This window comes from Bradyrhizobium sp. WSM2793, assembly GCF_000379585.1.
In the GTDB taxonomy this organism is placed as follows: Bacteria; Pseudomonadota; Alphaproteobacteria; order Rhizobiales; family Xanthobacteraceae; genus Bradyrhizobium.
Window position 1 is genome coordinate 117254 of sequence record NZ_KB902777.1, and the last position, 24129, is coordinate 141382.

The following is a 24129-nucleotide window of genomic DNA, read 5'->3' on the forward strand; positions in this document are numbered from 1 at the left end:
GATCACGCGACAGATGCCCCGCAATCTAGTTTGGCCGCCTTAATGCAGCGTCAACGCACCAGGCGAAACTGCGGCTAGACCGGGCCGGAACGGTCGCGAAAAGCTTCGACCATCAGGGGGTTAAGCCCGAGCTCGCTGAGCGCCTCGCGGGCCCGGGTATTGTCCTGGGCGCGTCCGGCCAGCCGGTGGCCGGACAGCCGATCGGGCAGCGCGGTGAGCAGGGCGCCCTGGCCGAGCCGGCGCGCCCATTCCTGGAGGTCGTTGGAGAGGAAGCGGTAGCCGCCGACGGCCATGATACCGGAGGGGGGCGCGGTGATGCAGATTGCGCCGCTCGGACGGTCGAGCCGGGCGGCATAGCCGGTGTCGACATAGTCTCGCGGCGGCTGCGCGATCAGCGTGTCGCCGACCGGCTGCGGCGGGGCATAGGCCGCGATCGGCACCATCGCGCCGCGCAGGCCGAGCGTGCCCTTCGGCGTCAGCAGGATCTCGCCGGCAATGGACGAGCCGGATTGCTCACGCGGAGCGCCATGCGGCCCGGGCATCACCGCAACCGGCATGCCGTCCTCGCCGCGGCGGGCGCCGAACAGCCCGGCCTCGCCGAACAGGTAGACGTCGGTCAGCGGGGCATGTGGCGCGATCCAGGCATCGCTCGCCGCCACCTGCTCGGGCGCGCGCCACAGGCCGACGACGTTGCGCAAGGTCGGCATCCGCGCCGCCAGGTCGGCATCGCCGAGCCGCAAGGCAAGCTGCGCCGGCGCGATCAGCACCTCGCATCCATGCTCGTTGATCTGCTGCTCCAGCACGTCGTTCTCGAACGGATGATGCAGCGCCAGCGCGCCGCCGGAGAGCAGCCACACAGCAAGCGAGGAGGCGAGCCCTGCGAACGACATCGGTGTGAATGCCGCCATCACGGTCGCGCCCTGCCGGATGTCGGCTTCCAGCGACATTGCAAGGCCACCGGCGATCACGCTGAAATGCGGTCGCGGTACCGGGCGAAAGCCTTCCGCGGTGACGTCGAAGGAGATCATCGCCGCCTTGCGGCCGTCCTGGATCACGGCGCGCGTGGTGCCCGGCGGGCGGGCCAACACGTCGTCGAGCGAAGCCATGCCTTCGGGCAGATCGGTGCCGAAGCCGCAGACGTGACGGATCGAGAAGGCTTCGGCGGCCGCATGCATCGCCAGATCGGCATAGCTGACGCCGTCGACCGTGCTCATGGTGACGATCGCGCGCGCCGCGGTGCGGTTGAGCGCGGCGGTGAGTTCCGCGTGCCGCCAGAGCAGCGGCATCACGGCGACGACGAGGCCGGCGCGATGGGCGGCGAGCACCGTCAGCACGAACTCGACCGTATTGGGCAGCTGGATGGCGATGACGGAATTGGCCGGCAGGCCCGATTCGACGAAATAGGCCGACAGCGCCTCGATGGCCGTGTCTGCCTCGGCGTAGGTCATCCGCCGCGGCTGGTGCCCGGTCACGCGGGCCTTGTTGAGCGGGTCGAGCAGGGCGGGCGCGTGCGGCTGCCGCATCAGCGTGCGCTGAAACAACGTGTCGAGCGTCGGCGATATTGCTGGCTGGTTCACGGCGTCACTTTGCTTGATGAGCTTGCGGCTGCCCCTTCGACCACCAGGTCTCCGGCAGATAGCCTGAGAGCGAGGTGGCCTTGGGCCGTTCTATCCGATTCCAGCGCGCGATCCATTGCTCGGATACGTTAAACAGGGGGATTGTGTAGAAGCCCGCGATCAGGGCGCGGTCGAGCGCCCGCACCGACGAGATGAAATCCGTATGTTCACGGGCCTCGAGCAGGGCGGCGATCATGGTATCGACCGCGCCATCCCTGGCGCCCATGTAGTTGCGCGTCCCCGGATTGTCCGCGGCAGCGCTGCCCCAATAGAAATATTGCTCGTTGCCGGGCGACAGCGACTGGTCCCAGCGGTTCTGGATCATGTCGAATTCGTAAGCGAGCCGGCGCTGGTCGAACTGCACGGGATCGACCGTTCGCACGCTCGGCTCGATGCCGGCGCGCTTGAGGTCGCGCTGGAACGCAAGCGCGATACGCTCCTGGTCGCGGGTCGTGACCAGGATCTCGAAGGTGAAGGGCGCCTTGGTCTTGCGATTGCGCAGCACGGTGCCGTCGAGCTCGTAGCCGGCGTCCGACAGCAGCTTCAGCGCCGCGCGCAGCGTGGTGCGATCGCGTCCCGATCCGTCGGTCACCGGCAGACGGTAGCTGCCGTCCATGATCTCGGGCCGAATTTGCGCGGCGAAGGGTTTGAGCAGCTCGCGCTCGCGCGCGTCTGCAGGCCGGCCATAGGCCGACAGGTCCGAGCCGGCGAAATAACCGGCAACGCGCGAATAAAGCCCGAAAAAGTAGTTGCGGTTGACCAGCTCGAAATCGAACAGAAGCGTCAGCGCCTGGCGCACGCGGATGTCGGCGAAGATCGGACGGCGGGTGTTGAACACCAGGAATTCGGAGGGTTGCGGCAGGCCCGGCTTGACGGTGTCGCGGATCATTTCGCCGCTTTTGGCGGCCGGAAAATCATAGCCGTCGTGCCAGCGCAGCGGCTCGTGCTCGACGCGGAAATCATAGAGGCCGCGCTTGAAGGCTTCGAACTGGCCGTTGGCCTCGCGAAAATAGTCGAGCCGGATCTCGTCGAAATTGTAGAGCCCGCGGTTGATGGCGAGGTCGCGGCCCCAATAGTCGGGATTGCGGGTCAGCGTCACGCTGGCCCCGGGCTTCACGGCCGTGACGCGATAGGGGCCGGAGCCAGTCAGGCTCGTCAGCGTCGTCTCCTCGAAGGTCGCGACATCGACCGCTTGCTTCGAGAGGATCGGCATCAAGCCGAGGATCAGCGGCAGCTCGCGGTCGTTGGCGCCTGCGAGGTCGAAGCGGACGGTGAGGGGATCGGTCGCCTCGGCCTTGGCGACTTTGGCGTAGTACTGCCGGTGGTTGGGGCGGCCATGATCGCGCAGCAGCTGCCAGGAGAACAGCACGTCTTCGGCCGTGACCTGCTTGCCGTCGGAGAAACGGGCGCGCGGATCGAGGTGGAACGTGATGAAGCTTCGCTCGTCGTCGGTTTCGACGCTCCTGGCGAGCAGGCCATAGAGCGTGAACGGCTCGTCATTGCCGCGCGCGAGCAGGCTCTCGACCACGTAGCTCCGCATCTGCTGCACGGCCAATCCCCTCACGATGAAGGGATTGAGGCTGTCGAAGGTGCCCAGAATGCCCCAGATCAAGCGGCCGCCCTTGGGGGCATCGGGATTGGCGTAGGGCATGTGGGTGAAATCGGCCGGCATCGCCGGCTTGCCGTGCATGGCGATGGCATGGGCTTCCTCGGCCCGCGCGCCGCCAGCGGACAGCCCGAGCGCGAGCATAGAGGCAAGGACGTAAAGGCGGAGACCGGGGCCCTCGAAAAGGCGCTGGAACTTGAACATCGGCACACGTTGATTCGAGGACCGGCTAGCCTCGAATCCTATCACAGGGAATTTCACCGGGCGCAGCCGCGGATGTGGCCAAAGACGGTTGTCGGCATTGATCTTTTCGTCGGCCACGTTAAGAAGGCGGGCAATCGCGCAAGAGCGCCGAGCCCGTCACTTATCTGCCTCAATTGACGGGAAGAGAGCCGCGCCCAAGGCGGCTTGGTTCGGCGCTTCGGAGCGGTTCGGGCGCTTCCCGTTCAGAAAGGGTTTTCCGCAATGAATTTCCGTTACTTGGCCGCGTCCGTCCGGCCGCGTGGGCGACTTCTCGCCCTGTTGACGGCGACGGCGTTGGCCGTTCCGTTTGCCGCCGAGGCCCAGACCCCGGCGCCGGCCCCGGGTGCGCCCAAGGCGACTCCGGCCCCGAAAGCGCCTCCCAAGGCCGCCCCGAAGGCTCCGGCACCGGCCGCTCAGGCCCCCGCCCAGCAGGCCCCCGCTGCAGGCGCTCCGGCGCAGCAGGGCGCGGCTCAGCCGGCGGATCAGCAGATCCAGCTGATCTACGCCCCCTGGACCAAGTTCTGCCTGAAGGGCCAGGACGCCAACGCCAAGCAGGTCTGCTTCACCGGCAAGGACGGCCGCATCGAATCGGGCCAGCCGGTCATCGCCGCCGTGATCATCGAGCCGGAAGGCGAGCCCAAGAAGATCCTGCGCGTGACGCTGCCGCTCGGTATGCAGCTCGTGCACGGCACCCGCATCATCGTCGACAGCAACGCGCCGCTGCAGCAGCCCTACGTGATCTGCTTCCAGAACGGCTGCATGTCCGATTACGAGGCGACGCCCGAGCTCATCAACAGCATGAAGAAGGGCCAGAATCTCGTTGTCCAGGCAATCAATGCCAACGGCGCGCCGCTGACCCTGCCGCTGCCGCTCGCCGGCGAATTCCAGAAGGCCTATGACGGTCCGCCGACCGATCCGAAGGTGTTCGAGGAAAATCAGAAGAAGCTCCAGGAAGAGCTTCAGAAGAAGGCTGATGAGCAGCGCAAGAAGCTCGAGCAGAGCGGTGCTGCCCCAGGAGCCGCTCCGGCCGGCCAGAAGTAATCGGGACCAGGGTCCTGGACATGAAAAAGGCGCTCTCACGAGCGCCTTTTTTGTTGGCCGTCTGCTGGTGAAATCAGTTCAGCGAGGGATTGCGCGGGCGGTAGCCGCCATCCTTGTTCTTGATGAAGATCTCGGCCACCTGCGAGTGCCGGATCGGCTCGCCGGATTCGTCCGGCAAAAGGTTCTGCTCGGACACGTAGGCGACGTATTCGGATTCCGCGTTCTCCGCGAGCAGGTGGTAGAACGGCTGGTCCTTGTGGGGCCGCACCTCCTCGGGGATCGACAGCCACCACTCCTCGGTGTTGTTGAATTCCGGATCGATGTCGAAGATCACGCCCCGGAACGAGAAGATCCGGTGGCGTACGACCTGTCCGATCTGGAATTTGGCGGTCCGCGCTTTAATCATTCCCCGTCGATAGACCAGGATTGTGGCCGATGCTAGTGGCCTCATCTGGAATTAACGTTCACTTCAGGGGCAGATAGCCCCCAAGTCTTCAGAAAATACTTCACCGATGGTCGATATCCTCAATCTGGCGCTACCTTATTTCGGTTTGATCTTCGTCGGTTTTGCCTGCGGCAAGGCCAAGTCCCTGCCGGAATCGGGCCTCGCCTGGATGAACTTCTTCCTGCTCTACGTGTCGCTGCCGGCGCTGCTGTTTGCGATCATGTCGAAGACGCCGTTTGCGGAATTGAACAACCCGCCGTTCCTGGTCGCGACCACGCTGTCGACGGTTGCGGCATTCACCCTGGCGCTGGTGGTCGGCAAGGTTCTGGGACGGTTGACATTGCGCGAGGCGACGCTCGCAGGTCTCTCCGGCGGCTACGGCAATATCGGCTATATGGGTCCTGGCCTGGCGCTCGCTGTGCTCGGGACCAAGGCTGCGGCGCCGACCGCGCTGATCTTCTGCTGCGACAGCATCTTCCTGTTCACGATCGTGCCGCTCCTGATCGAGCTCTCCGACCGCGACCATCCCTCGATCGTGCATGCCTTCGGCGTCGTGCTGAAGCAGATCGTGCTCAACCCGCTGATCATGTCGGCCTGCTTCGGTGCCGCGGTCGCGGCGCTGCATATCGAGATGCCGGTCGCGCTCGACCGCACCATCACCTTCCTCCAGAACGCCGCCGCTCCGACCGCTCTGTTCGTGCTCGGCGTGACCGTGGCGCTGCGTCCGTTCGACCGGGTGCCGTGGGAAGTGCCGGGCGTGATCGCGGTCAAGCTCCTGATCCATCCGCTGGCGGCGTTCGGCCTGATGCTGGCGTTCGGCCCCTTCGCGCAGCCCTGGGCTGCGACCGCCGTGCTGATGGCCTCGCTGCCGCCGGCGCTGAACGTGTTCGTCATCGCCCGGCAGAACGATGCCTGGATCGAATCCGCCTCCGTCGCGGTGCTGCTCGGGACCTTTGCATCCGTGGTCACGCTGACCAGCGTGATGTGGCTGCTTCAGAGCGGACGGCTGGTGTTTCCGTGAGAGCCAGAACTGCTGGCGATACGAACGGTGCGCCCCCTCTCCCGCTTGCGGGGGAGGGTCGGGGAGGGGGTATCTCCGCATGGGGATTGTCTGAAGTCTGCAGAGAAAATCCCTAAAAGGAGAGAGCCCCCACCCGGCGCTTCGCGCCGACCTCCCCCGCAAGCGGGAGAGGTTGGACCGAGCCCGCGGCTCGATCGAACTTAATCCAATTCATCGCGCGCTATCGCGCCTGAGAAACTACCTTCGCCAGGTCGGCGTCAGGCCTTCGCGCATCGCAAATCGCCGGAGCGGGCCGATGGCGCCGAGCAGGTGCATGCCCACGGCGCGGACCGGCTGGAGCGGCAGGAAATCGTTGAGCAGCGAGCGGTTGGCGATGTCGATCGCAAAGGTGCGGCTCAAAACGTCCGGACGCCGTGCGCGGTCGTAGCGCTTGAGCAGGTCGGGCGAGCCGGGATCCTGGCCGGCTGCGATGACCTCGCCCGCGAGCCTGGCAATGTCGGCGGCATCGCGCAGGCCGAGATTGAGGCCCTGGGCACCGATCGGCGGAACCACATGGGCTGCTTCGCCGACCAGCGCAATGCGGTCGCGGCCGAAGGATTTTGGACGTTCGATCGCGAGGGGGAACAGGTTGCGCCCGGGCTCGACGGTCATGCGCCCGAGGATCGAATGCGACTGCTTCTCGATCGCGGCCGACAGCTCGGCATCGCTGAGGCCGCGGAGCCGTTCGGCCTCCGCAGGCGCCGAGACCCAGACGATGCTGGAGCGGTCGCCGGGCAGGGGCACGAACACGCAAGGGCCATGCGGCGTGTGGAACTCGGTCGAGACATTGCGATGCGGCCGCGTGTGACCGACGTTGAAGGTCAGCGCGGTCTGCGTCAGCTCGCGCCGCGTCACCGCGATGCCGGCAGCTTCCCGGCACAGCGAATGCCGGCCGTCGGCGCCGACCACCAGGCGGGCCGAGAGAAATTGCGCGGAGGCCGTGCGGACCGCGACGTCATCGGCTTCGATGACGACGCTTTCAGCCTCGTCGTCGAAACGGACGAGATTGGGCAACTCAGCCGCACGCGCTTCCAGCGCCAGCATCAGCGAGCGGTTGTCGATGTTGTAGCCGAAGGCGTCGAGCGCGATTTCGTGACAGGAGAACCGGACCTCCGGCGCGCGGAACAGCCGGCCGGTGTCGTCGACGAGGCGCATGACCTCCAGCGCGGCGGCCTTGTCCTTGCAGCGGGACCAGACGTCGAGCGTCTCCAGCAGTTCGACGGAGGCGCCGAGCAGCGCGGTGGTGCGGTTGTCGGCATAGGGAATGCGCCGCGCCACCAGTGCGGTCCGGGCACCCGCCTGCGCCAGCGCGATCGCTGCGGCAAGTCCGGCCGGTCCACCGCCGATCACGGCGGCGTCATGGAGTGTCGATGCGTCTGTCATGGAACGACAAATGACACGCCCGGCGGCAAATTCAAGCCCGCTGATTCCGCCTGATTTTCTGACTGATCGTGCGACCGGGCGCCGCAATGGCGGATGTGCAAACCGGCCTCATTCTGATAGCAGAAGCCATGGATACCCAGCAGGATTCCCTGAAGCCGAAACCGGCGATCCGCGCCGCGGCCTTTTCGGTGCACATCTTCACCGCGTTCGGCGCGGCGATCGCGCTATTGGCGATGCTGGAGGCCGTGCGCGAGCACTGGGCGGCGATGTTTCAATGGCTGGGCGTCGCCCTGATCATCGACGCGGTCGACGGGCCGATCGCGCGCCGGCTCGACGTCAAGAACGTGCAGCCGAACTGGTCGGGCGACGTGCTCGATCTCGTGGTCGACTTCGTCACCTATGTCTTCGTGCCGGCCTACGCGATCGTCGCCAGCGGCCTGCTGCTGCCGGTCGCGGCGCCCTTGCTCGGCGTCGCCATCATCGTCACCAGCGCACTATATTTCGCCGATCTGCGCATGAAGGCGGACGACAATCATTTCCGCGGCTTCCCGGCGCTGTGGAATGCGGCGGCGTTCTATCTGTTCCTGCTGCACTGGCCGCCGCTGTGGTCGACGCTGCTGGTGGCAGCGCTCGTCGTGCTGACCTTCGTGCCGTTTCACGTGCTGCATCCGGTCCGCGTCGTGCGGCTGCGCTGGCTGACGATGTCGCTGATCGCGATCTGGGCGCTGCTCGCCCTCTACGTGCTGGAGATGGATTTCCGCGTCGGCGCCGGCGTCACCGTCGCGCTCTGCGCGATCGCGCTCTGGATCAGCTTCAGCGATGCGTTGATACGACTGGTAAGATCCTTCGCATGATGCATCTGTTGACCAGCCCCGAAGCCTGGGCCGCGCTGCTCACCCTGACTGCGCTCGAGATCGTGCTCGGCATCGACAACGTCATCTTCCTGTCGGTGATCGTCTCGCGCATCCCCCAGCAGCAGGCCGATCGCGCCCGCAAGATCGGGCTCGCTCTCGCGCTGGTCTTCCGCATCATGCTGCTCAGCGTCCTGGTCTGGCTGATCGGCCTGACCGCACCGGTCTTTTCATTCAAGGGTTCGGACTTCTCCTGGCGCGACCTCATCCTGATCGGCGGCGGCCTGTTCCTGATCGCGAAGGCGACGCACGAGATCCACGCCGAGGTCGAGGCCGATGACGGCGAGGGCGATCAGAAATCCGGCGGCAGCGCCTTCTTCTGGGTGATCATCCAGATCATCGTCATCGACATCGTGTTCTCGCTGGATTCGATCATCACCGCGATCGGCATGGCCCAGGACGTCGAGATCATGATCGCGGCGGTCGTGATCGCCTGCCTGATCATGTACATTTCGTCGGGCCCGGTGTCGCGCTTCGTCGCGGAGCATCCGACCACGAAAATGCTGGCGCTGGCGTTCCTCGTGCTGATCGGCGTCGCGCTGGTCGCGGACGGATTCCAATTCCATATTCCGCGGGGCTACATCTATTTTGCAATTGCGTTCTCGGCGGCCGTCGAATTCTTCAACGTGCTGGCCAAGCGCAATCGCAGGAAGACCAGCACGCCGTCGGTTTAGGCGTTCCAGCTACATCGAGTTGACAAGGCGGGCGCGATGTCTTTCGCTGGCCTTTGAGAAGAGGAGGTCAGGTGATGACCAAAGCGGTCCGTGTGCACAAGGTCGGGGGCCCAGAAGCCCTGGTCTACGAGAGCGTCGATGTCCCGGCGCCCGGCCCCGGCGAGGTGCGCATCCGCCAGCATGCGGTCGGCCTGAACTTCATCGACGTCTATTACCGTACCGGTCTCTACAAGGCGCCGGGGCTGCCCTTCATTGCCGGCAACGAGGCCTCGGGCGAGGTCATCGCCGTCGGGCCCGGCGTGACGCATTTCCATCCGGGCGATCGCGTTGCCTACTACCACAATCTCGGAGCCTATACCGGCGAGCGCAACATTCCCTGGGAGAAGCTGGTCAAGCTGCCCGATCACATCACCCACGAGCAGGGCGCCGTGCTGATGCTCAAGGGGCTGACGGTGTGGTATCTCCTGCACAAGACCTTCAAGGTCGAGCCGCATCACCGCGTGCTGGTCCATGCCGCCGCCGGCGGCATCGGCCTCTTGGCCTGCCAATGGGCGAGGGCGCTCGGGGCCCACGTCATCGGCACGGTCGGCTCGCGCGAAAAGGCCGAGCTCGCCGAGGCCAATGGCTGCGATCACGTCATCCTCTACAACGAGGAAGACTTCGTCGCGCGCGTCAAGCAGATCAGCCGCAACGAGGGCTGTGACGTCGTCTATGACGGCGTCGGCAAGGCGACCTTCCCGGGCTCGCTGTCGTGCCTGAAGCCGCGCGGCATGTTCGTCTCCTTCGGCAACGCCTCCGGCCCGGTGCCGCCGTTCGCGATCGCCGAGCTCAACAATCACGGCTCGCTGTTTGCGACGCGGCCGAAGCTCAACGATTACGTCGGCACGCGCAAGGAGCTGCTCGAAGGCGCCGACACGCTGTTCGCCGCCGTCATCAACGGCAAGCTGCACGTGCCGATCAACCACGCCTACGCGCTGAAGGATGCCGCGAAGGCGCATATCGATCTCGAAAGCCGCAAGACCACGGGGGCTTCGATTTTGAAGCCCTAGGTTCCCGTCATTGCGGGCGAAGCGAGGAAATCCAGAACTGTCTCCGCGGATGCTGCTCTCGTAGGGTGGGCAAAGGTGCGAAGCGCCGTGCCCACCATTTCTGAGTGGTGGGCACGCTTCGCTTTGCCCACCCTACGGTACTGCCTCCAGGAGAACGAGACAGTTGCTACGCCACGCGCCGTGCCGCGCCGGCCTTGGTCAAGATCCCATCGAGACAATCGATCATCTCGGCGATCTCTGCCTTCGCGACGTTCAGCGCCGGCATGAAGCGCAGCGTGTCGAGCTGCGGCGCGTTGAGGAGCACGCCTTCCTCGAACGCCTGCGCGACGATGCCGGGCGCGATCGGCAGCTTGAGGTCGAGCGCGAGCAGCAGCCCGCGTCCCCGCACACCGCCGAGGCCGTGCCGGGCCGAGACCTTCTGCAGCTCGCTCTCGAGCAGGAGGCCAGTCTCGGCGACCTGCTTCAGGAAGTCGGGCTTGCTGACCTCCTCGAGCACGGCGAGCCCCGCCGCGCACATGATCGGGTTGCCGTTGAACGTGCCGCCCTGGTCGCCGTGCTCGAAGCACGAGGCGCGTTCGGTTGCGAGCAGGGCAGCGAGCGGCACGCCGCCGCCGATACCCTTGCCGAGCGTCACGATGTCGGGCGCGATGCCGGTGTGCTCGTAGTGGAAGAGTTTTCCGGTCCGGCCCATGCCGGTCTGGATCTCGTCGAAAATGAGCAGCAGGCCGTGCGCATCGGTCAGCGCGCGTAGCTGCTGAAGGAACGCATCGGTCGCCGGCCAGACGCCTGATTCACCCTGGATGGGCTCGAGCATCACCGCGACGGTGTTGTCGTTGATCAGCTTCTCGACCGAGGCGATGTCGTTCAGCTTCGCCTTCTTGAAGCCTGATACTTTCGGCTCGAACAGCGGCTCGAACGCCTTCTTGCCCGAGGCCGACATCGTCGCCAGCGTTCGGCCGTGAAAGCCGCCTTCGAAGCTGATGATCTCGAACGCGCCGCCTTTGTGCAGGCTGCCATATTTGCGCGCGAGCTTGATCGCGCCCTCGTTGGCTTCCGCGCCGGAATTGGCAAAGAACACCTGGTCGAAGGCGCTGTTCGCGACCAGCGCTTGCGCCAGCTTGAGGCTCGGCTCGTTGTAGAACGCCGGGCTCGGCGTCAGCAGCCGCCTGGCCTGTGCGGAAAGCGCGTCGGCAACCGCGGCCGGGGAGTGGCCGAGGCAGTTCACGGCCCAGCCCTGCACGAAATCGAGATAGCGCTTGCGGCCGTCGTCCCAGAGGTAGGAGCCCGCGCCGCGGACGAACACGGCCTTGGGCCGTGCGGTGATGTCCATCAGCGCGTCATACGGATGCGTGGTCATGTCGAACTCCTCTGGAGGCGGGTGGAAAACGGGCGCAAAAAGCAGAAAGGCCGCACCTTGCGGGTGCGGCCTTCTCGAAAACTTCAGCTGAATTCAGTGGTTCAGCGGCGTCGTCGGACATGGCGCACCCTCTCATCGTCGCGGGAGCGACGACGGAGCATTTCGGTGCGCAGGTTAGTCCGGGCGTTGATCATGGGGCGCGTCCGTACAGCCGAATAGCAGGGCTTGTCAAGCAGGCTTTTTGCAGGATGCTCGCCGAGCGTGCATCGTCACGTCGGGTGCGCGGCCTCCACGGCCTCTTCATCGCCCCAATCCGCGTCCGCGATCGCGGTGTCGATCAGCTCGCCGCGCAGCAGCTTGAGCGGCGAATTCCAGTACAGAGCGATGTTGTGGAAGGGGTCGGTCAGCACCTTGAACACCCAGACGAGGCCGGTCGTGACGTCACGCGTGGCGAAGAGCTGGAGCATGCGGGCAAGACCGCCACTGACGCCGATCGCGAGCCAGAGCGTGCCGACGTGACGGACGAAATCGAGACGCGTGGCGGGCGGATCGAACAGCCCGAACAGGGAAGGGAACGCGTACAGCGCAACCGGCGCGCTGCCCCACACCAGCAGCAGGATGATCTTGCGGGTCTGGTTGTAGCCGACCTTGACCGCTTCCTTATAGTCGTTGCTGACGTCGTTGACGGTATCATAGCCGTTCGGCTCGAAGAAGAAATGCCCGGTCTGCCGCGTCAGCATCGCAAGCCAGCCGACGATGCCCGCGAGCGCTGCGTCCTTGAACAGCAAGGCGTAGCAGCCGAGAAAGATCACGGCGCTGACGAGATGCAGGGTCTGGTTGACGGTGCTCTGGTGGTAGAAGCGGTAATCGTCGAAGCGCTGCCTGCGCAGCATGTTCGAGAGACGGCTCATTCTCATTCCTCGCTCGCGTTGAAAGGCGCGGCAGAACTAGGACGAGTCCGTGACCTCTGCGTGAATGCACTATAGTGTCACATTCCTGCGTGACGGTTACTCGACGCCGTAACGCGAGAATACATCGGCGATGTCGGCATTGATTGCCTTTGCGGCCGCGATGTCGCGCTCGGCGCCTTCACCGTCACCCTTCTTGCGCTTCGCCAATCCGCGGCCGTAGAGCGAGCCGTCGAGCCCCGGCTTGATGCTCAGCGCGGCATCGTAATCGGCAATCGCCGCGTCGAGGTTGCCGAGCTTGAGATGGGCGAGGGCGCGGCTGTCCAGCGTGTCGGCATCGTTGGGAGCCATCTTCAGCGACTGCTCGCAATCGGCCAGCGCCTCCTGCAGGCGGCCGACGATCGCGCGGGTGAAGCATCGCGAATTGAACACGTCCGCACGGCTCGCATTCGCTCTGATGGAGCGGTCGTAATCGTCGAGCGCCAGCGTGTAGTCGTGCGTATCGAAATACATGTTCGCGCGCGCATGGAAGTCGCGGTCGTTGTTCGGACTGAGATCGATCGATTTGGCGAAATCGGCCAGCGCTCGGGGACGGTCGCCGCGGTCGCGATAGACGCGGGCGCGGTTGCCGTAGGCCGGCCCGTAGTTCGGGTTGAGCTTGATCGACAGATCGAAGTCCGCAAGGGCGCTCGCGTCGTCGCCGTGGTTGCTGAAGGCGGTGCCGCGATTGAAATAGGCGAGCGCGAAATTCGGATCGAGCTTGATGGCCTGATCGTAGTCGGCCATCGCGCGCTCGTACGCCTTGTTGTGAATGTGGGAGTTGCCCCGGTTGTTGTAGTAGAGCGGGTCGCGGGCGTTCAGCCGGATGGCACGCGTGTAGTCGGCAATGGCGTGATCTTTCTCGCCGAGATCGTCATGGGCAATTCCCCTGTTGTACCAGAGGTCGGAATGCCCAGGATTGAGCTCGATCGCACGGTTGAAGTCCACCAGCGCACGCGCGGCGTCGCCCTTGCGCCGAAGCATCTCGCCGCGATTGGCGAGCGCATGCACATCGTTGGGATTGGCCTTGAGCACGGCCGAGCAGCCCTCGATGCGCCGTTCCTCGTGGCCCACGTCGTCGTCCTCGTAACACCATTGGCGCAGCTGTGCGGCTGAGGGGGATCGCGCCGTAGCGGGGGTGGACAGCGCGAGCAGGGCCATCGCCATGCCAATGGCCGCCAGCTTGAACCAAATTGCTGATGTTTCGTCGTATTCCATTTGCGTACCGCATCGAAACCATTGCGCCTCTAGCGCGTTTGTGATCGAAGGACGCGACTTGGTTCGAACCGGACGCAATTCGGGCGAGACCAAGAGGGACGGGACCAACCAGACAGTTTTCAGCCTTGTCCGATACGCCTTATCCCATCGACCTCGACAGCATTCGCGGCGCATTTCCGCCGGGTATCGAAGCGCCGCCGTTGCTGGTCGACTTTGCCACCTGGCTCAAGGGGCGACCCTGGGGCAGCGTCGGCTGCTTCTCGCTGCAGGGCCAGTTCTCGGATCACGCGCCGATCACCGACGGCAGCCCCTTGCGGGACAGGTTTTCGCTGTTCATGCGGCTGCCGGACGGCTCGGCCGTCGGCGGCTGGTACGGCGCCGGTCTCGACCGCGACAATCCGCCGATCGTGGGACTGGGCTCGGAGGGCGATTACGAGCTGCTGGCGCCGAGCCTCGACGGCCTGCTCGCCAAACTGACGTCGCAACAATTCGACAATGCCTGGAGCGATCTCAAGCCGCATGACGAGGTCGAGCCGCAGACGGTCGAGCTCGCGCAATGGCTGGCCGGACGGCCGCTCGGCGAGCCGGCGACGTCCGACGACAATTCGTCGGAACTGCCTGACTTCCGCGGCTTCATGGAAAAATGGAGCCGGGATCGCGAAGACTACTGGGCCAATCACCGCCTGATGGCCGAGCTCGGCTGGCGGCTGGCCGCCCATCTGCCCAAGGGCAAGAAGCCCTGGGACCGGACGAGATTCGAGATCGCGATCGTCGGCAAGCAATACGAGGCGCGCGTGCTCTCGCACGGACCACAGCCGTTCGAGGAAGCCGCCTCGATCGAATCGCTGCTGCGCGACCTGCGCGAGGAGATGCGCCGCGCCCAGCCCGAGCTTGGCCTGTGGTACGCGATGAATTTTGGGCTCTATGCCGACGGCCGCGTCATGCCGAATTTCGAATACGATCTACGCCCGACCATCGACGGCGAGCCGGCGCTGCTCTCCGAGGCGAAAGCCGACCTCGCCCGCGCACCCCGGCCTGAGCGCTGGGTGCCGAAATGGCTGGCGACCTCCTGAACCTTCGGAATTCCGCGGGGCTGCCGTGCAGCCGGGCGCGCCGAGACCTTCCGCTGTCGCGCCATCAGTGCGTTCTAGCCCTTGCTTGACCTCGCGGGGACGGCACCTTCGATCCCTCTTGACTTAGAGCGCGCTCGAAGGGGTATCTGTACGTGCGTCAGTACGAGAACGGGCACAAATGAAGATCGGCGACCTTGCAAGACGAACCGGCTTGTCGACTCACACGCTGCGCTACTATGAGCGCGTCGGGCTGCTTCCATACGCTGACCGGGATCGCTCCGGTCAACGTGATTTTGACGCATCAATCCTCACATGGATCGAATTCCTCGGTCGGCTCAAGACCACCGGAATGCCAATCCGGGACATGTTGCGTTACGCGGCGCTTCGTGATGACGGCGACGCCACCGGGCCAGCCCGGCGGCAGATGCTGGAAATCCATCGCGAACAGGTTCGCACGCAGATTGCTGAACTCCAGGAATGCCTGCTCGTCCTTGATACCAAGATTGCCGGCTACGCCGGCGACGAACAGAGGACGAAGGAAAATGACGCACGCCCAAACACACGCCGAAAGCCGCTTCGATCGCGGCCAGCGGGCCCTGTCGCGCATTGACGGCAAGGCCGGCGAAAAGGTCGTCGCCTCACTCGCCGACATCGCTCCGGATTTCGCACGATACGTGATCGAGTTTCCCTTCGGCGACATTTACTGCCGCCCGGATCTCGGCCTGCGCGATCGAGAGATCGCGACGATCGCCGCGCTGACGGCGCTCGGAAATGCCGCGCCTCAGCTCAAAGTGCATATCGAGGCGGGGCTGAACGTCGGGCTTTCTCGCGACGAGATCGTGGAGATCATCATGCAGATGGCCGTCTATGCGGGCTTCCCGGCGGCAGTGAACGGGCTGTTCGCAGCCAAGGAGGTGTTCGCCGCGCAGAACGGACAGCAGGCGTCGGGAGACGCGACGTAACGGACTAGCGCCAAACATTCCGTCTGCTCGGCAGCCTGGGCATTGCGGCCTCCCGCACGCCTTGCCCCGGCGTCCGGAACGCTCGGTACCGAAATGGCTGCGTAAGCTTAATCGCGACTTCGCACTTGCGCCCGGCGCGCGCTTGGTGATGCTGCCTCAAGGCAGTTCGATGGTACCAGGGGCACAGTTGATAAGATCAATACAGTTCGAGAGGATTGGCGCTGCGCCGACGTTTCCCGGTTTCTCGCTTGCCGCGAGCGGGGTTGCGGGCGAATCGCTGCTGTTCTTGTACGTCGAGGACGCCGGACGTGACGCCGTGTTCGAGAGCGACCATGGTGGTATCGGCTCGTTTCCGCGAGCAAGAGAATGGACGGTCTAAAGCGATTTCGACTCCTGCGGGAAAACGCCGGGGCGGTCCAGTCGATCGACTTGCCGCCACTCGATATCGCGTTTCCGAAGGTGGACATGTTTCCCGACGGCCGCCTCCTGCTGGCCGGTACAAGGTGCAACTGGCGGGGCGCGAAGGACTACGATCTGAACGGAGTCGTCTTTGATCCCCGTACTGGGCAAGCGGACCGCGTCCTCTTCGGCGACGGCATCAGCGATCTCCAGATCGATGACCGCGGCCGGATCTGGGTGGGGTATTTCGACGAGGGCATTTTTGGAAATTATGGATGGGGGCATCCGGGGCCGGCGCCGGTCGGGCAGGCCGGGCTGGTCTGCTTCTCGGCTGTTGGGGAGAAGATCTGGGAGTTTCCGAACGATGCGGGCCCGGCGATTTATGATTGCTACGCGCTGAATGTGTCCGGAGCGGAGGCTGTCATTTTTTGCTACCCGGATTTCCCGATCTGCAGGATAAGCGCGGACTTTCAATTGACCTCGAAGCGCACGAAGCTTCGCGGCTGCCACGCGTTCGCAATGTCCGAGGCGGAGATTCTGTTTTCAGGGCAATATGACGATCCACCCGATGTGGCCTACATCGGACGATTGGATCGAGACGGGACTATCCTTGTCAGGCGAGCATGCCTGTTGATGCCCGACGGCTCGGGCCGCCCGCCCGGCCGATTGCAGGGCCGCGGCAAGCGTCTTTATCATTTCGGCGAGGATGGCGTTTACCGGGCGATCGTGGACTAAAGGCCGTTGGCGAACGCCGTCAGAACCCCGAGACGCTGCCGTGCAGATCGTACTGGTCGGCGCGCTCGATCTTCGCGGTGACGATCTCGCCGACGCGCAAGGGGCGGCGGCTCGTCAGATACACCGCACCGTCGATCTCCGGAGCATCGGCCTTGGAGCGGCCCTTGGCCACCGTCGGGCCGACCTCGTCGATGATGATCTGCTGGCGGGTGCCGACCTTGCGCTTCAGCCTGCGCGCGGAGATCTTCTGCTGCCGGGCCATCAGCGCGTTGTAGCGCTCCTGCTTGACCTCTTCCGGCACCGGGTTCTCGATCGCGTTCGACTTCGCGCCGGCAACCGGCTCGTATTTGAAGCAGCCGAGCCGATCGATCTCGGCTTCATCGAGCCAGTCGAGCAGATAGGCAAAATCGGCGTCGGTCTCACCGGGGAAGCCGACGATGAAGGTCGAGCGCAAGGCAAGATCAGGAGATTCCTCGCGCCAGCGCTTGATCCGCGCCAGCGTCTTGTCCTGTGCCGCCGGGCGCTTCATCGCCTTCAGCACCTCTGGGCTCGCATGCTGGAACGGGATGTCGAGATAGGGCAGCACTTTGCCCTCGTTCATCAGCGCGATGACCTCGTCGACATGCGGGTAGGGGTAGACATATTGCAGCCGGACCCATGCGCCGAGCTCGCCGAGCTCGCGCGCGAGGTCGAGGAATCTGGCGCGGACCTGGCGGTCCTTCCACGGGCTCTCGGCATATTTGAGATCGACGCCATAGGCCGAGGTGTCCTGCGAGATCACCAAGAGCTCCTTGACGCCGGCGCCGACCAGGCGTTCGGCCTCGCGCAGCACGTCATTGGCCGGACGCGAGACGAGGTCGCCGCGCAGCTTCGGAATGATGCAGAAGGTGCAGCGGTTGTTGCAGCCCTCGGAGATCTTCAAATAGGCGTAGTGGCGCGGCGTCAGCTTGATGCCCTGCGGCGGCACCAGGTCCAAATGCGGATTGTGAGCGGGCGGCAGCGCGCGGTGCACGGCGTCCAGCACGCTCTCGTATTGCTGCGGACCGGTGATCGAGAGCACGCCGGGATAGGCCTGCTCGATCTGCTCGGGTTCCGCGCCCATGCAACCCGTTACGATGACCTTGCCGTTCTCGGCCATGGCCTCGCCGATCGCCGACAGCGATTCCTGTTTGGCGCTGTCGAGGAAGCCGCAGGTGTTGACGATGACGATATCGGCGCCATCGTGCTTGCGGGCAAGCTCATAGCCCTCGGCGCGCAGGCGCGTGATGATGCGCTCGGAATCCACCAATGCCTTGGGACACCCGAGCGACACGAAGCTGACCTTGGGCGCAGCCGTCTGATCCATATCCAAATCTGCCTGATTGACCGGCCTGAGCTAGTCCCAATTGCCCACAATTACAACCCTTTGCAGGGCGTTCCGGCGTGCTATGGATGAATCACCTGCCGTGAGTGAGCTATGAGCGCCGAACAGTCGCCCAAAATCGTGATCGTCGACGAAAGCCCGATCCGCGCTGCGATCCTGGAGGAAGGATTGCGGGAGGCCGGATTCACGCAAGTGGTCCATATCCGCGAGATGCAGAGCCTGCTTGCCCGTATTTATGCGGTCGACCCCGATATCATCCTGATCGATCTCGAGAACCCCAGCCGCGACGTGCTGGAGGCGATGTTCCAGGTCAGCCGCGCCGTGAAGCGGCCGATCGCGATGTTCGTCGACCAGAGCGATTCAGCCTCGATCCAGGCCTCGGTCGAGGCGGGGGTATCCGCCTACATCGTCGACGGGCTGAAGAAGGAGCGCATCAAGCCGATCCTCGACCTCTGCGTGTCCCGCTTCAACGCCTTTGCCAAGCTCCAGGAGGAGCTCGAGCGCACCAAGTCGCAGCTCGAGGACCGCAAGATCATCGAACGCGCCAAGGGCATCCTGATGAAGGTGAAGGGCCTCACCGAGGACGAGGCCTACGTGCTGCTGCGCTCCACCGCCATGCGCGAGAAGAAGAAAATCGGCGAGATCGCACAGTCGATCATCACCGCGTCGGAGATGCTGAAATGACCGTTCCCCTCCGCATCGGCTTCATCCCGCTGGTCGATGCCGCAGCGCTGATCGTCGCCGTCGACAAGGGATTTGCCGCCGCCGAAGGGCTCGAGGTCGAGCTGGTGCGCGAGGTGTCGTGGTCCAACGTCCGCGACAAGCTCAATATCGGCCTGTTCGACGCCGCTCATCTGCTCGCGCCCGTGGCGATCGCATCCTCGCTCGGGCTCGGTCACGTCAAGGTGCCGATCGCCGCGCCCTTCAGTCTCGGCATCAACGGCAACGCGATTACGGTGTCGCCGGCGCTCCATGCCGCGCTGATGGAGGAGATCGACGGCGACCGTTTCGATCCGATGGCCACGGCGAAAGCGCTGGCGAAGGTGGTTGCCAAGCGGCGCAAGGCGGGTGCCGAGCCGCTGACTTTCGGCATGACCTTCCCGTTCTCGACCCACAATTATCAGCTGCGGTTCTGGATGGCGGCGGCTGGCGTCGATCCCGACGAAGACGTCCGCCTCGTGGTGCTGCCGCCGCCCTACATGGTCGACAGCCTCAAGAGCGGCCATGTCGATGCGTTCTGCGTCGGTGCGCCCTGGAATTCGATCGCCGTCGATCTCGGCATCGGTCACATCCTGCATTTCGTTTCCGACATTCTGGTCCGCGCGGCGGAAAAGGTGCTCGCCGTCCGCCAGACCTGGGCCGACAAGAATCCGGACGTGGTCGCTGCGCTGGTGCGCGCAGCAGTGAAGGCCGCCGCGTTCATCGAAAGCCCTGAGAACCTGACCGAGGCCGCGCAGATCCTGGCGCAACCCGAGCGGATCGGTGTCGATGCCGAGGTGATCCAGCGCTCGCTCGTCGGCCGCCTGAAGATATCGCCCGAGGGCGAGGTGCGCGAAAGCGGCCGCTACCTGCTGGTGGGGCGGGAAGAGGCGGGGCGGCCCGATCCGGTCCAGGCCGCCTGGCTCTATGCGCAGATGGTGCGCTGGGGGCAGACGGTGCTCAGTCCGGAGGGCGTCAAGACGGCGATGGCCGTTTTCAGGCCCGACCTCTACGATGCGGCCCTCGGCCGCCGGCCGCCCGAGCAGGCTCCCGCCGCGTTCGGGGCATTCGCCGGCCCGGTGTTCAATCCCGACGACATCCAGGGGCATCTTAGGGCCTTCGAGGTCGGGCGATGGAGGGATTGATTCGGGTCTGCGTATTTTTTACGCAGTAAGTTTCATTGCCTAAAGTTTGATCCGGCTGCCCGAATTTCGTGAAAGCTCGCCGCCCGGGAATTCCCGGGGTGGCGCCTAATCATCTGAAATAGCGATATTTTCGATTTTGGCCAAGCTGGCACGCAACTTGAATGTTGCAGTGCGGCCAGCTTGTCACAGGTGCCTGCTGAGCCGAGTCCCGCAGCAACGAAGCTGATCGGACCGTCGGGAAACGAAGCCGGCTCTTAAGGGCCAGCCCAGTTCCTCGCGGGTCGCGCCAATGTCCGTCGATGCCACCCAGGTGGCCGCAGGAGCTTCGTTACCGACCATGAAAATCGATACGCTCGCAGTCGACTTTACCGACGAGCAGAAACGCTATCTCGAAGGTTTTACGACCGGTCTGCAGATCAGCCGGGTCGGTCGCGGTCTCGGCGGCGGAGGCGGCGCCGGCAAGCCGAACGCCGAGCCTGTTGGTCCCGATGCCGTGCACATCAAGGCGCAGGACAAGGTCATCGCGTCGGGCAAGAAGCTCGCCGACCAGGAGAAGTTCAAGCGCGACGAGCATCCCTTCGATGCTTATCCGCGGCTGCGCCAGCAGGCGCTCGAGAATACGCCGCCGAGCCCGGCGGACAATTTCCGCTGGCGCTATTACGGCATCTTCTATGTCGCGCCGACGCAGGACTCCTACATGAGCCGCCTGCGGATTCCGAACGGCATCATGAAGCATTGGCAGATGTCGGGCCTTGCCGATCTCGCCGACGAGCTCTGCGGTCACTACAGCCACGTCACGACGCGCGCCAATCTCCAGCTTCGCGAGATTCCGCCGAAGAATGCCGTGAAGCTGATCGAGGGTATCCAGGACCTCGGCCTGTGTTCGCGCGGCTCCGGCGCCGACAACATCCGCAACGTCACGGGCACGCCGACGGCCGGCATCGATCCGCAGGAGATCATCGACACGCGGCCCTATGCGCGCGAATGGCACTACCACATCCTCAACGATCGCTCGCTCTACGGCTTGCCGCGCAAGTTCAACGTCGCCTTCGACGGCGCCGGCAGGATCGCGGTGCTCGAGGAGACCAACGACATCGCCTTCACGGCGTATGAGGTGAAGGACGGCTTTGGCGTCGAGCCCGGAATCTGGTTCCGCCTCGGCCTCGGCGGCATCACCGGCCACAAGGACTTTGCGAAATATTCCGGCATCATCGTCAAGCCGGAGCAGGCGACGGCTGTCGCCGATGCCATCGTGCGGGTGTTCATCGACCATGGCGATCGCACCAATCGCAACAAGGCGCGGCTGAAGTATGTGCTCGACGCCATGGGCCATGACGGCTTTCTCAAGCTCGTCGAGGAACGGCTGAAGACGCCGTTCACGCACGTGCCCGAAGAGGCGTTCGCGCCTCGGCCCGCAGCGGACCGCATGGCGCATGTCGGCGTGCACAAGCAGAAGCAGGACGGCCTCAACTGGATCGGCGTCTCGCTGCCGCTCGGCAAGGTTAGCTGCGATCAGATGCGCGGTCTTGCCAAGGTCTCGCGCGACCTCGGCGACGGTGAGATCCGCCTGACGGTCTGGCAGAACCTGCTGATATCAGGGGTGCGCGACGAGAACGTCGCGCTCGCCGTCGCCGCCATCAAGCAGATCGGGCTCGCGGTCGAGGTTTCGCACATCCGCGCCGGACTGATCGCCTGCACCGGCAACGCCGGCTGCCGTTTCGCGGCGTCCAACACCAAGCGCAGCGCGGCCGAGATCGGTGATTGGTGCGAGCCGCGCGTCGCCATGGACAAGCCGGTCAACATCCATGTCACTGGCTGCCACCATTCATGCGCACAGCATTACATCAGCGATATCGGCCTGATCGGTGCGCGCGTGCCGGTGAACGAGGACGACACGGTCGAGGGCTATCACCTCTTCACCGGTGGCGGGTTCGGCCCCGACGCGGACGTCGGGCAGGAGGTCTATCACGACCTCAAGGCCGAGGACGCACCGAAGACGGTCGAAGGACTGCTCAAGGCCTATATCGCCCATCGCTCGTCACCTGACGAAACCTTCCTGTCCTTTGCGCGCCGCCATGACGGCGAAACGCTGCGCAAGCTTGCCGATGCACAGGTGTCCGCATGAACCAGATCACGCCTCCGCCGAAACTCGATATCATTCCCGCCAGCGCCCCGTTCTCCGATGCGCAGCGCTCCTGGCTGAACGGCTTCTTTGCCGGGCTGTTGTCGCCTGATGTCGCCGCGCCGCTGTCAGCGGAGCAGGGCGCCGCCGTCATGCAAGGCGCAGCCGGCGACGGTGACGACGGCGAGGCGCCTTGGCATGACCAGACCATGCCGATCGCCGACCGGATGAAGCTTGCGGAGGGCCGTCCCGTCCGCCGCAAGATGATGGCGGCGATGGCGCAGCAGGATTGCGGCCAGTGCGGCTACAATTGCCACGATTATTCGGAGGCGATCGCGGGCCGCAGCGAAGCGCGGCTCAACCTCTGTGTTCCCGGCGGCAAGGAAACCGCGCGGATGCTGAAGTCGCTGTACGAGGAGCTGGACAAGGCGCCGGCGGCCAAGGCGGCTGACAAGACGGACGCGGTGACCGCGCCGGCCGTGACCGTGACGATCGCGGAGCCGGGCCGCTCGCGCGACAACCCCGTGACCGCGACCTTCCTCTCGCGCCGTCTGCTCAACAAGGGCAAGTCCGAGAAGGAAACTTATCACGTCGAGTTCGATCTCTCCGAGAGCAAGCTCGACTACGTCGTGGGCGACAGTTTTGGCGTGTTCGCGCGCAACGAGGTCGGCCTCGTCGACCAGATCATCGCGCTGCTCGGCGCCTCCCACACCACCAAGGTCAATGGCAAGACGTTGCGCGAGGTGCTGATCGACGACGTCTCGCTGTCGCCGGCACCCGACACGCTGTTCGAATTGATCTCCTTCATCACCGGCGGCGCGCAGCGCGAGAAGGCCCGGGCGCTGGCGCAGGGCGAGGACCCCGATGGCGATGCCGCCACGCTCGACGTCATGGCGGCGCTGCAGAAGTTTTCGGGTACGCGGCCGCATCCGGAGGCTTTCGTCGAGGCGCTCGAGCCGCTGCAGCCGCGGCTCTACTCGATCTCGTCCTCGCACAATGCGACGCCCGGAAAGCTGTCGCTGACGGTCGATTCCGTGCGCTACGTCGTCGGCAAGCGCAAGCGCCTCGGTGTCGCCTCGACCTTCCTCGGCGAGCGCATTGGTGAAGGCGAGAATCTCAAGGTGTATGTGCAGAAGGCGCACGGTTTCGGCCTGCCGCAGGACCCAAAGACGCCCGTGATAATGATCGGTCCCGGCACCGGCATTGCGCCGTTCCGCGCCTTCCTGCTCGATCGCAAGGCCACCGGTGCGCCCGGCAAGAACTGGCTGTTCTTCGGCCATCAGCGCAGCGATTGCGACTTCTTCTACCAGGAGGAGCTCAATGCGATGAAGACCTCGGGTCTGCTGACGCGCATGTCGCTGGCCTGGTCGCGCGACGGCGAGAAGAAGTTCTACGTGCAGGACCGTATGCGCGAGGTCGGCCGCGAGGTGTGGACCTGGCTCGCCGAAGGCGCGCATCTCTACATCTGCGGCGATGCCAAGCGCATGGCCAAGGACGTCGAGCGTGCGCTGGTCGACATCGTCGCCCAGTTCGGGGCGCGTTCGACCGACGAAGCCGTCAGTTTCGTCGCCGAGCTCAAGAAGACCGGCCGCTTCCAGGCTGACGTGTACTAAGGCGATCGTCACGCTACTGTCATCCGAGCCGGTTCCAACCGGCTCGAATTTGAACGAATAAGATTCTCGGAACCTGCACCTGGAGAGAATTTACGTCTGCGATGCGGCCTCCTCAAAGGAGGCGCATCGCTATTTCCTCCGGCATCTTGCCTCCCGCCCTGGTTGATCCCTCATAATCCCGCAAATGGGGCGTTGGAGATCGACCATGCGCGAACTATCGGCGGAAGCCAGGCTGCACTTCTACGCGCGCTCGCTCTCGCGTCGGACCGGGGCGAGCATGCATCATTTCGCGCTCTACAGTGCGTTTGCCGTGATCGCGGCGATCGTGTTCGGCACGTTGTCGATACACCCGTTCTAAGATCCTGCTCGGTCTCGTAGGATGGGCAAGCGAAGGTGCCCACCGCCTGTGTCAATCATGCAGAGATCGTGGGCACGGCGCTATGCGCCTTTGCCCACCCTACGGCATCG

22 protein-coding genes are annotated in these 24129 nt (G+C 64.6%); 14 read left to right on the forward strand and 8 right to left on the reverse strand.

Annotation, left to right across the window (positions count from 1 at the left end):
• Nucleotides 1-74 precede the first annotated feature (74 nt).
• The gene (locus tag A3AS_RS0112755; RefSeq protein ID WP_018317970.1) at nucleotides 75-1577 is read right to left on the reverse strand and encodes an AMP-binding protein; all 1503 of its coding nucleotides are present in this window, start codon (nucleotides 1575-1577) and stop codon (nucleotides 75-77) included.
• A gap of 4 nt (nucleotides 1578-1581) precedes the next feature.
• Entirely contained in the window at nucleotides 1582-3426 is a 1845-nt protein-coding gene (locus A3AS_RS0112760; protein WP_026201944.1) for an extracellular solute-binding protein, read from the reverse strand.
• Between the two features lie 261 nt (nucleotides 3427-3687).
• On the opposite strand from A3AS_RS0112760, the gene A3AS_RS0112765 reads away from it, so the two are divergent.
• Nucleotides 3688-4506: an invasion associated locus B family protein gene (locus tag A3AS_RS0112765; protein WP_018317972.1), complete on the forward strand. Its 819-nt coding sequence runs from the start codon at nucleotides 3688-3690 to the stop codon at nucleotides 4504-4506.
• Nucleotides 4507-4579: 73 nt separating this feature from the next.
• Here the strand turns inward: A3AS_RS0112765 and hspQ are convergent, their stop codons facing one another.
• Entirely contained in the window at nucleotides 4580-4912 is a 333-nt protein-coding gene (gene hspQ, locus A3AS_RS0112770; RefSeq protein ID WP_018317973.1) for a heat shock protein HspQ, read from the reverse strand.
• 106 nt (nucleotides 4913-5018) lie between these two features.
• On the opposite strand from hspQ, the gene A3AS_RS0112775 reads away from it, so the two are divergent.
• Nucleotides 5019-5972 carry an AEC family transporter gene (locus A3AS_RS0112775; RefSeq protein WP_018317974.1) on the forward strand — a complete coding sequence of 318 codons (954 nt, stop codon included), beginning with the start codon at nucleotides 5019-5021 and terminating at the stop codon, nucleotides 5970-5972.
• 237 nt (nucleotides 5973-6209) lie between these two features.
• Here the strand turns inward: A3AS_RS0112775 and A3AS_RS0112780 are convergent, their stop codons facing one another.
• Entirely contained in the window at nucleotides 6210-7394 is a 1185-nt protein-coding gene (locus A3AS_RS0112780; protein ID WP_018317975.1) for a UbiH/UbiF family hydroxylase, read from the reverse strand.
• 86 nt (nucleotides 7395-7480) lie between these two features.
• On the opposite strand from A3AS_RS0112780, the gene pcsA reads away from it, so the two are divergent.
• From pcsA to A3AS_RS0112795, 3 genes are all read left to right on the forward strand, one after another.
• Nucleotides 7481-8248 (forward strand): phosphatidylcholine synthase, encoded by a 768-nt coding sequence (pcsA, locus tag A3AS_RS0112785; RefSeq protein WP_026201945.1) that lies wholly within the window; start codon nucleotides 7481-7483, stop codon nucleotides 8246-8248.
• Nucleotides 8245-8979, forward strand: coding sequence for a TerC family protein (locus A3AS_RS0112790; protein WP_018317977.1), 735 nt, complete (start codon nucleotides 8245-8247; stop codon nucleotides 8977-8979). The genes pcsA and A3AS_RS0112790 overlap by 4 nt, the downstream gene beginning before the upstream one ends.
• Before the next feature lie 74 nt (nucleotides 8980-9053).
• Nucleotides 9054-10028, forward strand: a complete 975-nt coding sequence (locus A3AS_RS0112795) for a quinone oxidoreductase (RefSeq protein WP_018317978.1) — start codon at nucleotides 9054-9056, stop codon at nucleotides 10026-10028.
• A 166-nt stretch (nucleotides 10029-10194) separates the two neighbouring features.
• Here the strand turns inward: A3AS_RS0112795 and A3AS_RS0112800 are convergent, their stop codons facing one another.
• From A3AS_RS0112800 to A3AS_RS0112810, 3 genes are all read right to left on the reverse strand, one after another.
• Nucleotides 10195-11385, reverse strand: a complete 1191-nt coding sequence (locus A3AS_RS0112800) for an acetylornithine transaminase (protein WP_018317979.1) — start codon at nucleotides 11383-11385, stop codon at nucleotides 10195-10197.
• Nucleotides 11386-11654: 269 nt separating this feature from the next.
• Complete coding sequence (locus tag A3AS_RS0112805) at nucleotides 11655-12296, reverse strand: membrane protein (protein WP_026201946.1); 642 nt, start codon at nucleotides 12294-12296, stop codon at nucleotides 11655-11657.
• A gap of 96 nt (nucleotides 12297-12392) precedes the next feature.
• Nucleotides 12393-13550, reverse strand: a complete 1158-nt coding sequence (locus tag A3AS_RS0112810; protein ID WP_018317980.1) for a tetratricopeptide repeat protein — start codon at nucleotides 13548-13550, stop codon at nucleotides 12393-12395.
• 125 nt (nucleotides 13551-13675) lie between these two features.
• On the opposite strand from A3AS_RS0112810, the gene A3AS_RS0112815 reads away from it, so the two are divergent.
• The 4 genes from A3AS_RS0112815 (at nucleotide 13676) to A3AS_RS0112835 (ending at nucleotide 16719) form a co-directional block, all read left to right on the forward strand.
• Nucleotides 13676-14623 (forward strand): hypothetical protein, encoded by a 948-nt coding sequence (locus A3AS_RS0112815; RefSeq protein ID WP_026201947.1) that lies wholly within the window; start codon nucleotides 13676-13678, stop codon nucleotides 14621-14623.
• Nucleotides 14624-14801: 178 nt separating this feature from the next.
• Entirely contained in the window at nucleotides 14802-15233 is a 432-nt protein-coding gene (locus A3AS_RS45005; RefSeq protein WP_018317981.1) for a MerR family transcriptional regulator, read from the forward strand.
• Nucleotides 15166-15585, forward strand: coding sequence for a carboxymuconolactone decarboxylase family protein (locus tag A3AS_RS0112825; RefSeq protein ID WP_018317982.1), 420 nt, complete (start codon nucleotides 15166-15168; stop codon nucleotides 15583-15585). The genes A3AS_RS45005 and A3AS_RS0112825 overlap by 68 nt, the downstream gene beginning before the upstream one ends.
• Nucleotides 15586-15951: 366 nt before the next feature.
• Nucleotides 15952-16719, forward strand: coding sequence for a hypothetical protein (locus tag A3AS_RS0112835; RefSeq protein ID WP_018317984.1), 768 nt, complete (start codon nucleotides 15952-15954; stop codon nucleotides 16717-16719).
• A 19-nt stretch (nucleotides 16720-16738) separates the two neighbouring features.
• Here A3AS_RS0112835 and rimO read toward each other — a convergent pair whose 3' ends face one another.
• Nucleotides 16739-18064: a 30S ribosomal protein S12 methylthiotransferase RimO gene (gene rimO / locus A3AS_RS0112840; protein ID WP_018317985.1), complete on the reverse strand. Its 1326-nt coding sequence runs from the start codon at nucleotides 18062-18064 to the stop codon at nucleotides 16739-16741.
• Between the two features lie 111 nt (nucleotides 18065-18175).
• Between rimO and A3AS_RS0112845 the strand changes: the two genes are divergently transcribed.
• The 5 genes from A3AS_RS0112845 to A3AS_RS46575 all read left to right on the forward strand — a co-directional run bounded on the left by A3AS_RS0112845 (nucleotide 18176) and on the right by A3AS_RS46575 (nucleotide 24019).
• Nucleotides 18176-18766 carry an ANTAR domain-containing response regulator gene (locus tag A3AS_RS0112845; protein WP_008564898.1) on the forward strand — a complete coding sequence of 197 codons (591 nt, stop codon included), beginning with the start codon at nucleotides 18176-18178 and terminating at the stop codon, nucleotides 18764-18766.
• The gene (locus tag A3AS_RS0112850; RefSeq protein ID WP_018317986.1) at nucleotides 18763-19926 is read left to right on the forward strand and encodes a CmpA/NrtA family ABC transporter substrate-binding protein; all 1164 of its coding nucleotides are present in this window, start codon (nucleotides 18763-18765) and stop codon (nucleotides 19924-19926) included. Before A3AS_RS0112845 ends, A3AS_RS0112850 begins: the two co-directional genes overlap by 4 nt.
• Before the next feature lie 337 nt (nucleotides 19927-20263).
• Nucleotides 20264-22051 carry a NirA family protein gene (locus A3AS_RS0112855; RefSeq protein ID WP_026201948.1) on the forward strand — a complete coding sequence of 596 codons (1788 nt, stop codon included), beginning with the start codon at nucleotides 20264-20266 and terminating at the stop codon, nucleotides 22049-22051.
• Complete coding sequence (locus A3AS_RS0112860; RefSeq protein ID WP_018317988.1) at nucleotides 22048-23661, forward strand: sulfite reductase subunit alpha; 1614 nt, start codon at nucleotides 22048-22050, stop codon at nucleotides 23659-23661. Before A3AS_RS0112855 ends, A3AS_RS0112860 begins: the two co-directional genes overlap by 4 nt.
• A 205-nt stretch (nucleotides 23662-23866) precedes the next feature.
• Nucleotides 23867-24019 (forward strand): hypothetical protein, encoded by a 153-nt coding sequence (locus A3AS_RS46575; RefSeq protein WP_165637618.1) that lies wholly within the window; start codon nucleotides 23867-23869, stop codon nucleotides 24017-24019.
• The last annotated feature ends 110 nt before the right edge of the window (nucleotides 24020-24129 follow it).

Coding starts and splice junctions, on each gene's coding strand:
- A3AS_RS0112790 (WP_018317977.1), top strand. CDS start 8,245: ATGATGCATCTGTTGACCAGCCCCGAAGCCTGGGCCGCGCTGCTCACC.
- A3AS_RS0112855 (WP_026201948.1), top strand. CDS start 20,264: ATGAAAATCGATACGCTCGCAGTCGACTTTACCGACGAGCAGAAACGC.
- A3AS_RS0112780 (WP_018317975.1), bottom strand. CDS start 7,394: ATGACAGACGCATCGACACTCCATGACGCCGCCGTGATCGGCGGTGGA.
- A3AS_RS0112760 (WP_026201944.1), bottom strand. CDS start 3,426: ATGTTCAAGTTCCAGCGCCTTTTCGAGGGCCCCGGTCTCCGCCTTTAC.
- A3AS_RS45005 (WP_018317981.1), top strand. CDS start 14,802: ATGAAGATCGGCGACCTTGCAAGACGAACCGGCTTGTCGACTCACACG.
- A3AS_RS0112845 (WP_008564898.1), top strand. CDS start 18,176: ATGAGCGCCGAACAGTCGCCCAAAATCGTGATCGTCGACGAAAGCCCG.
- A3AS_RS0112795 (WP_018317978.1), top strand. CDS start 9,054: ATGACCAAAGCGGTCCGTGTGCACAAGGTCGGGGGCCCAGAAGCCCTG.
- A3AS_RS0112765 (WP_018317972.1), top strand. CDS start 3,688: ATGAATTTCCGTTACTTGGCCGCGTCCGTCCGGCCGCGTGGGCGACTT.
- A3AS_RS0112800 (WP_018317979.1), bottom strand. CDS start 11,385: ATGACCACGCATCCGTATGACGCGCTGATGGACATCACCGCACGGCCC.
- A3AS_RS0112805 (WP_026201946.1), bottom strand. CDS start 12,296: ATGAGCCGTCTCTCGAACATGCTGCGCAGGCAGCGCTTCGACGATTAC.
- A3AS_RS0112835 (WP_018317984.1), top strand. CDS start 15,952: ATGGACGGTCTAAAGCGATTTCGACTCCTGCGGGAAAACGCCGGGGCG.
- A3AS_RS0112775 (WP_018317974.1), top strand. CDS start 5,019: ATGGTCGATATCCTCAATCTGGCGCTACCTTATTTCGGTTTGATCTTC.
- A3AS_RS0112810 (WP_018317980.1), bottom strand. CDS start 13,550: ATGGAATACGACGAAACATCAGCAATTTGGTTCAAGCTGGCGGCCATT.
- hspQ (WP_018317973.1), bottom strand. CDS start 4,912: ATGATTAAAGCGCGGACCGCCAAATTCCAGATCGGACAGGTCGTACGC.
- A3AS_RS0112850 (WP_018317986.1), top strand. CDS start 18,763: ATGACCGTTCCCCTCCGCATCGGCTTCATCCCGCTGGTCGATGCCGCA.
- pcsA (WP_026201945.1), top strand. CDS start 7,481: ATGGCGGATGTGCAAACCGGCCTCATTCTGATAGCAGAAGCCATGGAT.
- A3AS_RS0112860 (WP_018317988.1), top strand. CDS start 22,048: ATGAACCAGATCACGCCTCCGCCGAAACTCGATATCATTCCCGCCAGC.
- A3AS_RS0112825 (WP_018317982.1), top strand. CDS start 15,166: ATGACGCACGCCCAAACACACGCCGAAAGCCGCTTCGATCGCGGCCAG.
- A3AS_RS46575 (WP_165637618.1), top strand. CDS start 23,867: ATGCGCGAACTATCGGCGGAAGCCAGGCTGCACTTCTACGCGCGCTCG.
- rimO (WP_018317985.1), bottom strand. CDS start 18,064: ATGGATCAGACGGCTGCGCCCAAGGTCAGCTTCGTGTCGCTCGGGTGT.